This window comes from Dendronalium phyllosphericum CENA369 (genome assembly GCF_016056275.1).
Lineage (GTDB): Bacteria > Cyanobacteriota > Cyanobacteriia > Cyanobacteriales > Nostocaceae > Dendronalium > Dendronalium phyllosphericum.
This window is the reverse complement of sequence record NZ_JAECZA010000051.1, coordinates 1-16811: the sequence shown is the minus strand read 5'-3', so window position 1 is coordinate 16811 and position 16811 is coordinate 1. Positions and strand designations below refer to the sequence as shown.

Below are 16811 nucleotides of genomic sequence, written 5' to 3'. Positions count from 1 at the left end.
AGCTAGCTCTCAAAAACTAATATTTTCTTCAATAGAATGTAAGCGCTTGCGTTGTTTTAACCACTCTCTACAAACTTCTTGAGTAAGTTGTATTTCTTCGTAACTCAAAAGCTCATCTGGTGTCTCAGATGCTAAAATTTCTGCTGCTTTGGCAGCTTTGCGATAATGTATACCGTATTTAACTAGCTGCGTGTGCAATAATTTCTTTTTATCTTGACTAAAACTCATTTTTATGCAATTTGAGTATTTTTCAAACTTCTCTTCTAGTTTTCACAAATCATAAAATTAGTACTTCTTACTTTAGATAGATAAGTGAGTAACTTAATATTTTACTTAGATTTATTTAGAATAGTTATAGTTCGATCGCAGAACATATGCCAGCAAGACGCGGGATAAGCCTAAAATTAAGTTCAACAGCACGTCTAACATCGCTGTCACCGCACCAATAGCACTGACAAATACACCCGTCCCGACAATCGAACCCAGTCCCATCAGGGTTGCACCAAAAACCCCTAATTCTCTTTGCAGTTGGGGCGGTGAATTGGTCGCGGACATTGATTCTTCCTAATTTAAAAGTGCTGAGTGCTGAGTTTTGAGTGCTGAGTGCTGAGTAAAAATACTAGTTCTCAGTCCTTAGTCATAATTTTCATGCATAGCGATGAAAATTTTCTCATTGAAACTACCTCTAATACCCTTTCTCTAAAGTCTGGCTACACATAAATCTCCGCGTCTCCCCGTCTCCGCGTCCCCGCGTCATCATCTGTTGCCTCTTTTTGGAGAATTGGTATAAATTGTGGAGGTGTAATGTTCATTGCTGAGGATATCATTCCAGGTATTGAACATGGCGTATAGAAAAAAACATTTATAGCCAGGGGGACGCGGGGACGCAGAGAAATAACCACTGTCAACTGACAACTGACCACTGACAACTGACAACTCAAATTAACTCAAGTAAAGTTTCTGAAGCTGAACGTGGATGCCAGTTAAGTTCATTGCGGGCTTTGGTAGCATCTACTCGAACACAACGGTCATAAATATAGTGAACCCGCTCCCGACTGATGGGTGGTTGCCATTTCAACAGCTTTCCTATGGGAGTGAGCAAGTTTCCTGCAAGTCTCACCAGAGGTTTTGGAACTTCACGAGGAACTGAAACGCCTGTTTCTTTAGAGATAATCTCAAACATCTCGCGGCTTTTGAGTTCGCCAGCAGAAATGATGTAATGCCCTCCTATAGTACCTTTTTCGGCTGCTAAAATCATTGCTGTGGCTAAATCGTCTACATGCACAATACCAGTAATGCGATCGCCACCTGCCCACACCTTTAATCTTCCTTTGACAAATTGCTGCAATACTGGCCCGAAATGCGGGTCATCTGTACCAAATATTCCCGAAGGCAGAACGCTGACTACAGGAAGACCATCTTGAGCAAATTTATCTACTAATTGTTGAGCTTGATACTTTGTGCGATCGTAGGCAGAGGAAAAGTTTTTCTGCGTTCTAGTAAAGGTTTCATTGATGAGTTGACCTTTTGTATCGCCAAATATACCAATGGTGCTACAGTATACTAATTTAGATACACCAACTGCTTGGGCTACTTCCAACACTGCCCGCGTACCTTCAACATTCACCCGTTTCATTTCTGGCTCATCGACGATTCCTAGCTCTACATAAGCAGCGGTGTGAAAAACTGTGTCTACGCCATTCATCGCCGTTTTTAATGCATCTCGGTCAGTGATATCACCGTAAATCAATTGCACGTTGCGATCGCCTAGACGTGCTAAATTACTAGATTTTCGTACCAGTCCAACAACAGTTGTGCTTTGCTTTTGTAGAGCTTTTACTAAGTGAGAACCTGTAAATCCATTGGCTCCTGTAACTAATGCCTTCATAAGACTTTTTCGTAAATTCTATAGGTTTTATAAATTTTGCCACCAGCGGCTTCGATTAATTTACGTGAAGGAAAATTATCTTCAAAAACCCAAGAAAGCTCCGCTCTTTTATAGGGTTTGCCTTTTTGTTTTCCACCTTGCATTCCCAAATAAATCAAAGCTAAAGGAACCATTTTTCGCCGATACTCTGGTAGAGAACAAATAGCAATTACGCGTCCGCGATCGATTTGGCGGCGATACCAAAGAAACTTGAGAATTCCCAACCAATTTAATTTACCGTTAACTTGTTTCAATGGAATATTGTAATCAGGTAAACCCATCCAAAAGCCGATCATTTCGCCGTTATATTCCGCAACTGGAAACACATCAGGGTCGATTAAATCCCGCAAATCTTTAGCTTCTTCTAAAAATTCTGCCTCGCTGCGCGGAGTAGAACTCCAGTTAGGGGCAAAAGCACGATTAAAAAGCTGATAAATACTTTTGGCATCTCGTTCAAATGCTTCACCTTTGGTTGCAATTGGACGAAATTTTACACCTGATTTGCAAGCAATTCGATAAGCTTTCTCAAATTCTGGCGGTAGAGGTTTATCTAAAGGAAAATCATAAGCATAAGCATCTTTGGCTTTATGCCAATTATCCCGCTCCATAAACTCAGGATAATAAGCTGGATTGTAAGGCATCATCACCATTGGCGGTGAATCAAATCCATCGACTAAAAATAGACAATTATTGTGGGTAGATAAATCTATCGGGCCGCGACCAATAATCATACCTTGCTCTCGCAACCATTTGCAGGCAGTATTTAGCAAGGCTTGGGCGACAGTAAAATCTTGAATGCATTCAAAAAAGCCAAACAAACCAATATTCTGAGCTTCACGGTCAATCAAGCGTTGATTGACTGCGGCGACAATCCGTCCTAATGGTTGAGAATTTTCTTGAGATAGAGCAATAAATTGTTGTAGTTTTCCGTAATTTAAGAAGGGATTAGCTGGTGTAAATTGCTTGGCTATGCTGCTTGGAATCGGCGATACCCAGTAAGGTTCTTTGGCATAAATCTGCGCTGGGATATCCAGGAATATTTGATTATCAGCTGGGGACGTAACAGGTCGAATGTCAAATTTTGCTGTTTGAGTAATCACCTGATTTAAAATTTTTGATGTATATCCATATAAAAGATTAACTAACAAGCTGCAATTCTATATGTCTCATCTTAGTAATAATTAATATTTACTCGTGTCAAAAATACATGAGCAAAGTCAGAAAAGCATGTCTGCGTCAATAATTTAACTACACTTCAGTAAATATTTACACCGGAATCTCGATGAGAAATTCTGTACCTTGACCGATAACAGAGTTACAACTCAATTTGCCGCCGTGGGTTGATTCGACGATTTGTCGGGCGATCGCCAACCCTAACCCCGTACCTTTACCCACACATTTAGTAGTAAATAAATGGTCAAATATTTTTGATTTAACTTCTTCACTCATCCCTTTGCCATTATCAGCAATAGCAATTTGCAAGAGATTATCTGTTATGGAAGTGCTAATAGTAATCCGGTTGAGACTGGCTTGAATATCTGCCCCACTTCGCCCAATATTCGACTCTTCTAAAGCATCAATAGCATTAGCAAGAATATTCATAAATACCTGATTTAATTGTCCGGGAAAACATTCAACTTGCGGTAAATTGCTGTAGTTAGTGACAACTTCAATCGCCGGGCGTTCAGAATTAGCTTTGAGACGATGTTTCAAAATTAAAATTGTGCTATCAATACCTTCGTGAATATTAAAAGGTACTTTGTAATCGCGATCGGCACGAGAAAAAGTTCTCAAACTGGTGCTGATGTTTTTCAGCCTGTCGCACGCCATCGTCATGGAGTCAAGCATTTTTGGCAAGTCTTCTAAGCTGTATTCCAAGTCAATTTCTGACTCGTGGGCGATGATTTGTTCACTCTTATCGGGTAAAGTTTCTTGATAAAATTTCAAGTGTTCGATAATATCAGTAAACGTTGGTTTAGCTTGTTTAATACTGGCAGCAATAAAACCCAAAGGATTATTCATTTCGTGAGCTACCCCAGCAACTAAGTTACCCAATGCAGACATTTTCTCACTTTGGATAATTTGTAATTGTGCTTGTTGCAAGCCAAGTTCCGCAACTTTGCGATCGCTAATATCCAAAAACAATCCATCCCAAATGATTGAACCATCAGCACGCTGTTCAATTCTGGATTCGCCGTGAATCCACTTGACAATACCGGATGGAGTGACAATTCGCCCCTCCCAATGCCAGGGAGATAGAGTTTGAACGGTGGCAGTGCTTGATTGCTGGTAAGAAACTATATCGTCAGGATGTACCATTTTGTCAAAAAACTTCGGTTCGGCAGCGGCTTGCTCTGGCGTAATTTCGTACAAATTGTAACAATCAGCACTAATGTAGTTTAACGATAGGATTCCATCAGCACTCAGAGAGTATTGAAAAACCACCCCAGGAACATTATCTACAAGTTTTTCAAACCGAGAGTTACTCGCACTCAATTCGGCAAACGATCGCTCTAATTGTTGGGCATATTCTAAGGAAAGTTCGTAAAGTCGGGCATTTTCTAAAGAAATTGCAGCTTGAGCGCAGAGTAGATTGAGTAGTTCGACGCGATCGCTTGTAAATGCACCCGTTGCTAAATTATTTTCCAGATATAAAATGCCCTTCAACTGACCTTGATGCAAAATCGGGCTGCACAAAACACTCTGAGGCTGCTGACGCATAATATATGGGTCGTTGGCGAGAGTCGGATCGGTACTTGCATCCAGCAGCACAGCAGTTTGCCTTTCGTGCAAGACTTTGTAAATCAGCTTGTGGGGAATGTCTTGGCTATCTTCAATGGGAATACGCTGTAAAACAACAGGATTTGACTCTCCAGCAATTGACCCTTTGATTAACAGGCGATTATCCCGCATCAGCATCAGTACGCATCTATCAGCCCCGGCATTTTTAATGACGATTTCAAGCAACGATGAAAGTAGTTTTTCGAGTTCGATTTCACCTGAGAGGGTGTGAGAGGCTTTGAGAATGGCAGCTAAATCTAAACCCGCCAAGACACTGCTAATGTTGGTAGTAGACGAACTGGTGGAGGTGACACTTGCCAATGGGAAGATTGTGTCCCTAGTGAAAAAAGGAGTATGGGTTTGTTGCAGGATAGGAGCCAGCAGTTGCGGATAGCGTTTTTCTAAGTCAGCAATTTTGGCTTTTGCCCCCCAGCGAGCATAACCGTAGTAGGCGTGAGTCAAGTATTCCTGGGCAATGTGCTGTTTATCCCATTCCAAGTAGAATTTTGCTGCCAGTTCATTAGCCAATGCTTCTTCTTGGATGTAGTTGTTAGCTTTGGCTAGAGTTATTGCTTTGTCATACAGCTCAATTGCTTCGGCTTTTTGTCCTAAAACTCGGCATTTTTCTGCTTTTATTAAGTCAACTTTATGTTGGTGATTCATGGGGGCGTGGTGCGCCCATTGAGTAAGAGTAGTTTGATGAGTTTCTAGCAGAGCCAGAGTGTTAGCTTGTTCAATTTCTGACTGCGTAGAGTATACTGCCAAGTAGGTTAAACCAGCATAAAAATGAAAAATCGCAGTATGAACCATTCCCACCACTGCCATCAAATTAAGGTTAACTTGGGTGATGTAGTCTAGGGCATTGGTGTAGTTGCCAAAGAAATAGGCAAGCATCAGCTTGTAGATATAGAGATAAGCAAGCGAAGTCAGATCTTTATCGTCATGGTATTTAGGAAGCATCAGTTTTTCATCGTAAGCACTTCCAATTAATAAATCCGGTTGCTCGACAATTTCAATGAAGTGATATATTGTTTGATGTTTCATCTTCACGAGAACCAGAGGATAGTCTTGCTTCACATTTGCTAAGACAACACAGTAATTTTCTATTTCTGATTCCCATTCGTATAGAGCCACTCCGGCGAAGAAATTATTGTCAAAATAATTACCTATAGCGTAGCCAGCAAATAAAAAATTACCTGTTTCCATTCCCACTAAATAGGTCTGTTTCATCGTTAAGATTACTGCCTTTAGTGGTTCTTGACGATGCTGGAGAAATAGACCAAACAGATCCAGTGTCATAGATTTTAATTCTTGTACATTGAACTGATTGAGGACATTCAGTGCTAATCGTCCAAAGCGATAACCTTTTTCTACCTCTCCTAAAAAAGCAGACAGTACCACGCCATAACCGATATATGCGATTGTCGATCCAGGTGCATTTCCAAATTCTAAGGATAGACTCACCATTGTGGCAGAAACCAAAGGGAGCAAGCTAGGATTTCCGATCAAAACTGCCACAAACATCATTGCTAAAAGCTGTATTGCTGCAATGATTTGAGGATTGTTCATTACAGGGAGATTAATCAATTCTTCAATTTGTTTACCCTGGAGTTGCTCGGTTAGAGTTTGTAGTGCTTTATTCGTCAAAGTTTCATCAGGTTCGGACGAGAACTCAACTCCCAATTGTGCCAGCGCATTTTTGCCGACAGCGATCGCTTCTAATACCTGACTCTGGGCGATCAGTGCATTGATTTGAATCTCATAAATTTTTACTTTATCTAGGATGGTTTGAGCAGATTGCAATACCTGAATTCCTATTCCTTCCATTTCCTCGAAATCGCCATTCAAGTAGGCAATTTCTGCCGCAGCTACAGAAAGATTTAGGGTTAATTCATACTGATGTTGCCAACAATCTCTAGCAAGCAATTTCATCCCTGTTTGTACGAAACTTCTGGCAGATGAATAAGCTGTAGAATTTCTCGCTTTTCGCCCTGCTGCTAAGTTCAGTTGAGCTAATGCTTGGCGTTCCTCTGGTTGAGTCATTAACTCAATTCCTAAATTCAAATGCCCCACAATATCAAACAGATTTTCTTCTGTTGCTTTGAGTGATAAATTTTGCTGGAGTAACTGTCCGATTTTGAGATGCGTAGCTTTTTTGTGAGATTCAGGAATCAGAGAGTAAGCCGCTTGCTGGACGCGATCGTGCAAAAATCTGTAAGCGCAGTTAAAGGTATTGTGTTCGGGAACTTCTGAACTGAGTTTCGAGGGTTGATAAAATTTGTAGACTTCACTAATCGGTAGAATTAATCCTTCTTGCAGTGCCTTCCACAAATCTACCCCAAGCTCTGACTGTGAGCGTTCAGAGACAATCGCCAAGGTTTCTAAATCAAATTGTGCGCCAATACAGGCAGCAAGTTTGAGGACATTTTGAGTTTCATCGGGCAACTTTTGCAATTGCATTGCCATGAACTGCACAACATCATCGGTGAGCGCCAGTGTTTTTACTACTGCAATATCGCACTGCCAATGTCCGCCATTGAAGTCAAAAGTAATGTATCCTTCTTCGTGCAAAGCTTTGAGAAATTGGGTGGCAAAGAAGGGGTTGCCTTTGGTTTTTTGATAGACTAACTCACTTAAAGGTTGCGCTACAACTTTTGCACAACTGAGGGTGTCAGCTACCAAATCATTAATATGAGTTTGACTCAAAGGATTTAAAGTCAGGGTATTGACAATTGCCTCGGCTTTTTCAATCTCCTCTAGCATCAGCATCAGAGGATGTGCTTTTGAAACTTCATTATCTCGATAAGCTCCAATGATGAACAGATAGCCGATCTCGCTTTGACTCATCAACACCTGTATTAAGTTGAGTGAAGCGGAATCTGCCCACTGCGAGTCATCTAGGAAAATTACTAACGGATGTTCGACTGTCGCGAACACGGCGATGAATTTGCTAAATAACAAGTTGAAGCGGTTTAAAGCTGCACTCTGAGAAAGTTCAGTAGCAGGTGGTTGTTTGCCGATAATCTGTTCGAGTTCGGGAATCACATCGATTAAAACTTGTCCATTTTCACCAACAGCCGATAAGATTTTCTGTTTCCACTGCGTTAGCTGAATATCAGTTTCACTTAATAGTTGTGACATCAAGTCGCGGAAAGACTGCACAAAAGCACTCAAAGGAATGTTGCGCTTGAATTGGTCGTATTTGCCTTTGATGAAGTAGCCGCGTTGTCTGACAATCGGTTTATGCACTTCGTTGACAACTGCGGTTTTACCAATTCCGGAAAAACCTGCTACCAGCATTATTTCGGTTGCACCAAGGCTAACTCTTTCAAAGGCTTGCAGTAAATTTGCTGCTTCGCTTTCTCGTCCGTAGAGTTTGTCGGGGATGATGAAGCGATCGCACACATCACGCTGTGCTATTTTAAAACTCTCTACTCTACCATCGACTTGTAGCTGAGTTAAACATTTTTCTAAATCAAATTTCAACCCCAATATACTTTGATATCTATCTTCGGCATTTTTCGCCATCAATTTCATGACGATATCACCTAAGACTTGGGGAATTTCTTTTTTTGTTTTGCTCGTCAATTGTTCGGGAAGTTTTGCAATATGAGAATGTACCAACTCCATTGGCTCGTTGCAGGCAAATGGTAACTCTCCTGTCAGTAATTCGTAAAAAGTTACACCGAGTGAATAAAAATCTGTGCGATAGTCAATCCCTCGATTCATTCTGCCTGTTTGTTCGGGGGATATGTAAGCTAGTGTTCCTTCTAATACATTGGGATTTACTAGGGTTTGGGTTTCCCTTGGTAAAAGTGATGCAATACTAAAGTCAATTAATTTAACTTGTTTGGTTTGGGGATTAATTAATATATTGCTGGGTTTAATATCTTTATGTATAATGCGCTCTTTGTAGAGTAAATTTAAGGTGTCGCACAGAGCGATCGCAATTTCTAAAAACTCTTGTAGAGATTGTAAATTCCCTGTGAGTTGCCATTCTTTGAGAGAAACTCCCCCAAAATCTTCCATCATTAGTGCGTAGCCATTTTGGTAAGGTTCTAGGCTATAAGTTTGAACTATTAGAGGTGAATTCAGATTTTTGGCAATGGTGTACTGATTGCGAAACGACAAGAGTTCGCTAAAACTCGGATAGGGATTTTTCAGTAGTTTAATCACTACTGGTAAGGAATCAGTCTCTTGATATCCTCGATAAACGAGTGTTCTCGAACCATTGTAGAGTTCTTCAGTTAAGCGATATCCAGGAATCCTAACAAAAGTGCTGACCATACTGCTGAAAGAATGATGATTTACAGATACAGTATTCCCAGATATCTTAAGTTATTTAGGAACAAGAATAAAAATTTACACCGGAATTTCAATAATAAATTCTGTTCCTTCACCGATAATAGAGTTACAAATCAATTTGCCGCCGTGGGTTGATTCAACGATTTGTTGAGCGATCGCCAACCCCAAACCTGTACCTTTACCAACAGCTTTTGTTGTAAATAAATGGTCAAAAATCTTTTGTTTGATTTCTTCACTTATTCCCTTACCATTATCAGCAATGGCAATTTTCATGAGTTTATCTGCCATTGAAGTGGTAATAGTAATTCGATTGGGATTAACTTTAATATCTTCAAAACTTCGCCCAATATTCGACTCATCTAATGCGTCGATGGCATTAGCCAGAATATTCATAAATACTTGATTTATTTGCCCAGGGAAACATTTAATCAAAGTTAAATTTCCGTAGTTAGTTACAACTTCAATCGCTGGACGTAGTTCATTTGCCTTGAGACGATGTTTGAGAATTAAAATCGTACTATCGATACCTTCGTGGATTTTGAATTGCACTTTATAATCTTTATCGGCACGAGAGAAAGTGCGAAGACTAGTACTGATATTTTTCAGGCGATCGCACGCCATCGTCATCGAATTAATTACCTCATGTAAGTCTGATAAGCTATATTCCAAATCAATTGATTCGGCATGGTCAATAATTTCTTCACTCTTGTTTGGTAAAGTTTCTTGATATAACTTTAGGTGTTCAACAATATCAGCAATAGTGGGTTTAATTTGTTTGAGACTGACAGAAATAAAACCCAAAGGGTTATTCATTTCGTGAGCAACACTAGCAACTAAGTTACCCAAAGCAGACATCTTTTCACTTTGGATCATTTGTAATTGCGCTTGTTGCAGGTTTTGTAAAGCAGTTTCTAGCTCTTGTGCTTTTTGTTGAAGTTGGATTTCGGCAGCTTGGCGATCTGTAATATCATCTGCCAGCGAAGCAACTCCGATTAATTCGCCATCCGCACTCACAAGTGGATTATTATACCAAGCACAAAAAATAGTTTTGCCATCCTTGGTAACATTTTCATTGATACTGTAATTACCGCCCTGCTGCGATATAATATCGACGCTAACTCGCTGCATTTGTGCTTGAATGCTTTGAGGAATGATGAATCTGAAGTCACAACCCAAAGCCTCTTGTTTGGTGTAGCCAAAGATTCTTTCTGCTGCTGGGTTCCAGTCAGTAACCTGAAAATTGATATCCCACTCGATCGCTGCTAGGGGAGTTTGCTGAACCAATAACTGGAGTCGTTGCTGGGATGCTTGCAAGGTTGATTGTGCGGCGCTAAACTCATCAAACAATCGCTCTAATTGGTGGGCATATTCTAAGGAACGCTCATACAGTCGGGCATTTTCCAAAGAAATAGCAGCTTGAGCGCATAACAGGTTGAGCAGTTCGACGCGATCGCCACTAAATGCCCCCGTTGCTAAATTATTTTCCAGATATAAAATGCCTAGCAACTTGCCTTGACGCAAAATCGGGCTACACAAGATACTCTTAGGCTGCTGACGTATGATGTATGGGTCGTTGGCTAAGGTGGGATCTGCTGTTGCATCCAGCAGCACAATAGTCTGCTGGTTGTGCAAGACTTTGTAAATGAGCTTGTGGGGAATATCCTGGCTATCTTCAATGGGAATACGCTGCAAGACAACAGGCTGTAACTCTCCAGTAATCGATCCTTTGATTAACAGGCGATTGTCTAGCATCAGCATGAACACACATTTATCAGCCCCCGCATTTTCTATGGCAATGGAAAGCAACGATAAGAGCAGTTTTTCTAGTTCGATTTCGCCTGAGATAGTTTGAGAAGCCTTGAGAATGGCTTTTAAATCTAGGCTATCTGAGACACTACTGCTAGAACTCGTAGAACTGTTAGATGTGACACTCCCCAAGGCAAAGACGGTTTCGTTGACTGAGAGGGCGGCGCGGGTTTGCTGTAATATCGCAGCCAGCAGTTGCGGATAGCGTTTTTCTAAGTCGGCGACTTTGGCTTTTGCACCCCAACGGGCATAACCGTAATAGGCTTCAGCCAGGTATTCCTTAGCTATGCGTTGTTTGCCCCACTCTAGGTAAAACTTTGCTGCTAGTTCGTTGGCTAAGGCTTCTTCGTGGATGAACTGATGTTCTTTAGCAAGACTTATGGCTTGGTCATAACACTCACTGGCTGCGGCTTTTTCACCCAAAACTCGATGACGTTCAGCCTCCACTAGATACCATTTATGCAAATGATTCATCGGCGCATTTTGGGCCAATTGATGGAGAGCAGTTTGATGAGTGACGGCAACAGCAAGCAGCTTGGCTTGTTCTGCATCTTTTTGGCTGGGGAAGAGTGCTAGATGAGTTAGCGCGGCATAAAAATGGAAAATCGGAATAAAAAACATTCCCGATACTGCCATCAAATAGGACTTGCCTTGGATGATGTAGTCTAGGGCGGCTTGATAATTGCCAAAGTAGTAGGCAAGCAGCAGTTTGTAGGTGTAGACAATGGCGATCGCAGTGAAATCGTTATCCTGGTGGTGCTTTGGCAGCATTACCGTTTCATCGTAGACACTGCCCATTAAGCAATCTGGTTGGCTCACCGTTTCTCTCAAATGCTCCAGCGTTTGCAACACCATATCCGAATAGATATGCGCGGATTCTTGTTTCATCTGAGCTAGGACAGCATTGTAAGCAGTTAATTCGGATGACAACGCTTCCACCTCTACACCTGCGAAAAGCCCATTACAGGCGTAACCTGCTATGTTGTAGCCAGCGTAGAGAAAATCGCCTGTTTCTATGCCAGTGGTGTAGCCATCTTTGAGCGTCGGTAGCGTTGCCAAGAGTCCTTGCTGGTGATGTTGGATGAAAGATCCAAACAAGTTTAGAGTTACAGACTTCATGGACTGAGCATTCAACCCTTCCAGCAACAAGAGTGCTAATTTACCAAACTCGTAGCCTGTTTCGACTTCGCCCAAAAAGGCACACAGTATCATGCCATGCAGCCCATATCCTGCTGTCGAGGCGGGGGCATTGCCAAACTGAAGCGACAACCTCACCATCGTCGCGCTCAACAGGGGAAGTAAACCTGGCATTCCCAGCAACATGGGTGCAAACAACACCCCTAATAGTTGCATCGCGGCTTGGGCAGTGCGATCGCTCATTTTGGGTAAATTAACTAGGGCAGATGGATTGTTGCTGCCCTCAAGGCTGGCAAGGTCTTCTAGCACTTTGCCGATTTGGGCTTCATCTGGTGTACTGGGGAGATCCACCTCTAATTGACTCAGTGCATCTCTTCCGATTGCGATCGCCTCTAATACTTGGCTCTGGGCCATTTGGGCCGCGATTTGAATTTCGTAGATTTTCACTTTGTCGAAAATTGTCTGTGCTTGCTGCAATACCAATGCGGCTTGCTGTTCCATGCCCTCCAAGTCACCATTCAAATAAGCAACTTCCGCACCCGTAACATACAGATTCAAAGTCAATTCATACTGATGTTGCCAGCAGTTTGTCTGGAGTAGCTTTATCCCCGTTTGCAAATAAACTCTTGCTGCGGCGTAAGCTGTAGAATTTCTCGCCTTCACTCCAGCTTGCAAATTCAGTTTAGCTAATGCCTCGCGTTCCCTTGATTGACTAATTAACTCAATTCCTAAATTCAAATGCCCCACAATATCGAACAGTTTTTCTTCAAGTTCTAGCTCGGATAAATTTTCTAGGAGTAACTGTCCGATTTTGAAATGAGTTGCTGTTTTTTGGTCATCGGGAATCAAAGAGTAAGCCGCTTGTTGGACGCGATCGTGTATAAATTTGTATGTAACAGTTTCTTGATTTTCTTGAGTAATTGCAAGACTTTCTTGCCCAACATAAAATTTATAAACATCACCAATCGGTACAATCAATCCTGATTGTAATGCTTTCCACAAAGCAGCTGCCGTCTCAATTGGGGATTGTTCGGAAATAATTGCCAAAGTTGCTAAATTAAATGAGTTACCAATACAAGCAGCTAACGTCAATATATCTTGAGTTGATGACGGGAGTTTTCGCAATTGAAAACTCATAAAATTTACCACATCATCTGTAACCGCTTGTCTTGCTACTTTGGCAATATCGCATTGCCAACAGCTTAATTCCACATCAAATTTAATTAGTCCGTCTTGATGTAATGCTTTGAAAAATTGCGTTACAAAAAATGGATTGCCCTGAGTCTTTTGATAGAGTAATGTAGAAAGATTCAATGCCAAATCTTCTGGACATTTGAGTGTATCAGCAACTAATTTATTTACTTGTACTTGACTTAGTGATTCTAAAATAATTGTATTAATTGTTGCTTGATTTTTCTGAATTTCACTCAAAGTCAGCATTAATGGATGTGCTGGCTGGACGAGGCACTGCGTTGGACGGGTTTCCCGGCTTGTAGACGCTTCTGCGGCTTCCCGCAGGGTAGCAAGTGCCGTTTCGTTATCGCGGTACGCACCAATGATGAAAAGATGACCTGTATCAGCCATTAATAACTGCATTAATTTCAGCGATGCCGAATCTGCCCATTGCAAATCATCTAAAAATATTACTAAGGGATGCTCTGCACTGGTAAAGACTTTTGTAAAATTTTGAAAGAGTAAATTAAAGCGATTTTGTGCCGCTGTTCCTGATAATTCCACTGCGGGTGGTTGTTCCCCAATAATTATTGATAATTCGGGAATTACTTCAATAATAACTTGCCCATTTTCGCCAACAGCTTCTAAAATATTATTCTTCCATTGTTCTAGTTGGACATCACTTTCGGTTAATAATTGCTCCATTAAATCCCTGAATGCTTGCACAAAGGCACTGAAGGGAATATTGCGCCCAAATTGGTCAAATTTACCTTTAATAAAATAGCCACGTTGTCTGACAATCGGTTTATGCACTTCGTTGATAACCGCTGTTTTACCAATTCCTGAAAACCCTGCAACCAGCATAATTTCGGTTGCGCCATTACTGACTCTATCAAATGCTTGGAGGAGAGTTTGAACCTCCATGTCTCTACCATAAAGTTTATCGGGGATGATGAAGCGATCGCACACATCCTGTTGCGCTATTTCAAAGCCTTCAACCTTACCAGAAACTTGTAGTTGATGTAAACATTTTTCTAAATCAAATTTTAATCCCAATGCACTCTGATATCTATCTTCGGCGTTTTTCGCCATCAATTTTATGACGATATCTGAAAGCATTTGTGGAATTTCTTTTTTTGTTTTACTCCTCAATTGTTTGGGAAGTTTTGCAATATGAGAATGTACTAACTCCATTGGGTCATTTGATGCAAATGGCAATTCTCCCGTGAGTAATTCGTAAAAAGTTACGCCAAGTGAATAGAAATCTGTACGATAGTCAATCCCCCGATTCATTCTGCCTGTTTGTTCTGGGGAAATGTAAGCTAGTGTTCCTTCTAAAACATTGGGATTTACTAGTGTTTGAGTTTCTCTTGGTAATAGTGATGCAATACTAAAGTCGATTAATTTGACTTGTTTTGTTTGGGGATTAATTAATATATTGCTGGGTTTGATATCTTTATGGATGATGCGCTCTCGATAGAGAATATCTAAGGCATTGCATAGTGCGATCGCGATCGCTAAAAACTCTTGTAGAGAAGTTATTTGTCGCTGTTCTACAGAAGTGAAATATTCTTTTAAAGAAATCCCTCCAAAGTCTTCCATCACCAGCGCATAACCATTTTGGTAAGGTTCCAGGCTGTAGATTTGGAGGATTAGAGGTGAGTTGAGATTTTTAGCAATTGTATACTGGTTGCGAAATTGTACTAATTCGCACAAACTAGGATATGGATTTTTCAGCAATTTGATCGTTACAGGTTTGTCGTCAATCTCTCGATACCCTCGATAAACGAGTGTTCTGGAACCATTGTAGAGTTCTTCAATTATGCGATATCCGGGAATATTAACAATAATAGGAGTGTTGCTCATACTGCTTTTTGGTGAATTCTGAATTTAGTTTTCCCAAATCAGTAACGCCAGTTTAGTGTTAATTTCTAAACTAACGTTCCCATTTAATAATGGATTCAGAATTCCTAGACTTTTCTGTTATCTATTTTTATCAACCGAAAAGTGAAACAGTATTACTCACTTACACCTTCACACCCTTTGTTCAAATCCTGGATTTTTCGTATTGCTGCGTAAGTGCCTGAGTTTTCAAATTTGCTTCTGTTGCCAAAAATTGAGCTAATTGATCTTCAATCTGAGAGCGAACAATTTGACGATAATCTATGAAGTGTTCAAAGAGGGCACAATTAGTTATGTATGATTCCAGCACTTTTGGATTATGCAAAATAATTGCAAATAATTGATGCCAGAATTGAAAACGCGTACTGCGCTTGATTCCTTGTCGCCAACAAACGATCGCTAATGCTCGGATATCCTTAAATTCTACGGCGCGGAATTTCTTTTTGTGAGGCGTTGGCTTCATGGCCATGAAATGCCGAAAGACTCGCGCCAGATAACGCTTCGGTTCATACAGTTCCCAAAAGCATCTGATGTACTCGCGGGCTAGTTCCTCTAAAGGACGGGTGGGGATAAAATTGGTTAGCGTTGTCTGATTAATGTTAGCTTCTTCATTTAAGAGACGATCTTCTTTCTTAAGTCGCTGCCAAAGTGCGGTGCTGGGCAGTGCTTGAAGCATACTGCACATTGCTTGCGGAATAGCAGTCGCCTCCACAAAATCGATGATGCGATCGCCAGCCCCTGGTTTTTCATTATCGAAGCCGATAATGAAACCAGCCATGACGCGCAAACCCGCGCGATTAATGATCTGCACTGATTCCATCAAGGAATGACGGGTATTTTGGAACTTTTGCGTCAACGTTAAGCTATCTGTATCTGGTGTTTCAATCCCCAAAAATACAGCGCTAAAGTTGGCAGTAATCATTAAATCCAGTAGTTCTTCATCCTGTGCCAAATCTACTGAAGCTTCTGTTGAGAAGCGGAAGGGATAACCGTGTTCTGCCATCCAGGGGCCGAGTTCGCGCAACAACAACTTGACATTGCGCTTGTTACCAATGAAGTTATCATCGACTATAAAAATTGAGCGCCGCCAGCCCAAGTCATAGAGAAATTGCAACTCAGCCAGTAATTGTGCGGGTGTTTTAGTACGTGGCTTTCGTCCATAAAGCACAATAATGTCGCAGAACTCGCACTGAAATGGGCAACCCCGCGAAAACTGCACAGACATGTCACTATAAGCTTCCAAATCCAGCAGGTCATATCTGGGAATGGGTGTGATAGTGACATCAGGCTTTTCTCCTTTGGCGCTGAATACTCCTTTTGTTTCGCCGCGTTCTAAAGCCTCAACCAACATTGGTAGAGTAATTTCGCCTTCATCCAAAACCAGAAAGTCCACTCCTGCTTCTTCAGCTACTGTCGGAACAGAAGTCAGGTAAGGGCCGCCCGCCACAACCATTTTGCCTCGGCGTTTGGCCTCACCAATAACGTGCAACATATCTGATTTCTGGACAATCATGCCAGAAACGATTACCAAATCTGCCCAATTCCAATCCGCTTCAGTTTCAAACCGGACATTGCGGTCTACTAAACGGAACTCCCAAGTTTGAGGCAGAATAGCCGCAACTGTAATCATTCCTAAAGGCGGAAATGAAACTTTGCGACCAATAAGTTCTAGTGCCTTGTCAAAAGACCAGAAGGATTTAGGAAAAAGCGGATATAGAAGTAAAACTTTCATAGTCTTGCCGAGGACTGGGAACTGGGGACTGGGGACTGGGGACTGGGG

The 16811-nt window shown here is 41.3% G+C and carries 7 protein-coding genes; all 7 read right to left on the bottom strand.

Going from position 1 to position 16811, the window contains the following annotated elements; translation table 11 throughout:
* Positions 1-9 precede the first annotated feature (9 nt).
* Positions 10-228 carry a hypothetical protein gene (locus tag I8752_RS13275; protein WP_214432792.1) on the bottom strand — a complete coding sequence of 73 codons (219 nt, stop codon included), beginning with the start codon at positions 226-228 and terminating at the stop codon, positions 10-12.
* A 111-nt stretch (positions 229-339) separates the two neighbouring features.
* Positions 340-555, bottom strand: coding sequence for a hypothetical protein (locus I8752_RS13270; protein WP_214432805.1), 216 nt, complete (start codon positions 553-555; stop codon positions 340-342).
* A gap of 382 nt (positions 556-937) precedes the next feature.
* Positions 938-1888: an NAD-dependent epimerase/dehydratase family protein gene (locus I8752_RS13265; RefSeq protein ID WP_214432791.1), complete on the bottom strand. Its 951-nt coding sequence runs from the start codon at positions 1886-1888 to the stop codon at positions 938-940.
* Positions 1885-3027 (bottom strand): GNAT family N-acetyltransferase, encoded by a 1143-nt coding sequence (locus I8752_RS13260; RefSeq protein ID WP_214432790.1) that lies wholly within the window; start codon positions 3025-3027, stop codon positions 1885-1887. Before I8752_RS13260 ends, I8752_RS13265 begins: the two co-directional genes overlap by 4 nt.
* A gap of 166 nt (positions 3028-3193) precedes the next feature.
* Positions 3194-8995 carry a trifunctional serine/threonine-protein kinase/ATP-binding protein/sensor histidine kinase gene (locus tag I8752_RS13255; RefSeq protein WP_214432789.1) on the bottom strand — a complete coding sequence of 1934 codons (5802 nt, stop codon included), beginning with the start codon at positions 8993-8995 and terminating at the stop codon, positions 3194-3196.
* 75 nt (positions 8996-9070) lie between these two features.
* Positions 9071-14995, bottom strand: coding sequence for a trifunctional serine/threonine-protein kinase/ATP-binding protein/sensor histidine kinase (locus I8752_RS13250; RefSeq protein WP_214432788.1), 5925 nt, complete (start codon positions 14993-14995; stop codon positions 9071-9073).
* A 181-nt stretch (positions 14996-15176) separates the two neighbouring features.
* Complete coding sequence (locus tag I8752_RS13245) at positions 15177-16763, bottom strand: B12-binding domain-containing radical SAM protein (RefSeq protein ID WP_214432804.1); 1587 nt, start codon at positions 16761-16763, stop codon at positions 15177-15179.
* Positions 16764-16811: the final 48 nt, after the last annotated feature.

Excerpts from the sequence above, each read along its gene's own strand:
- I8752_RS13275 (WP_214432792.1), bottom strand. The coding sequence starts at position 228 with ATGAGTTTTAGTCAAGATAAAAAGAAATTATTGCACACGCAGCTAGTT.
- I8752_RS13250 (WP_214432788.1), bottom strand. The coding sequence starts at position 14,995 with ATGAGCAACACTCCTATTATTGTTAATATTCCCGGATATCGCATAATT.
- I8752_RS13270 (WP_214432805.1), bottom strand. The coding sequence starts at position 555 with ATGTCCGCGACCAATTCACCGCCCCAACTGCAAAGAGAATTAGGGGTT.
- I8752_RS13245 (WP_214432804.1), bottom strand. The coding sequence starts at position 16,763 with ATGAAAGTTTTACTTCTATATCCGCTTTTTCCTAAATCCTTCTGGTCT.
- I8752_RS13265 (WP_214432791.1), bottom strand. The coding sequence starts at position 1,888 with ATGAAGGCATTAGTTACAGGAGCCAATGGATTTACAGGTTCTCACTTA.
- I8752_RS13255 (WP_214432789.1), bottom strand. The coding sequence starts at position 8,995 with ATGGTCAGCACTTTTGTTAGGATTCCTGGATATCGCTTAACTGAAGAA.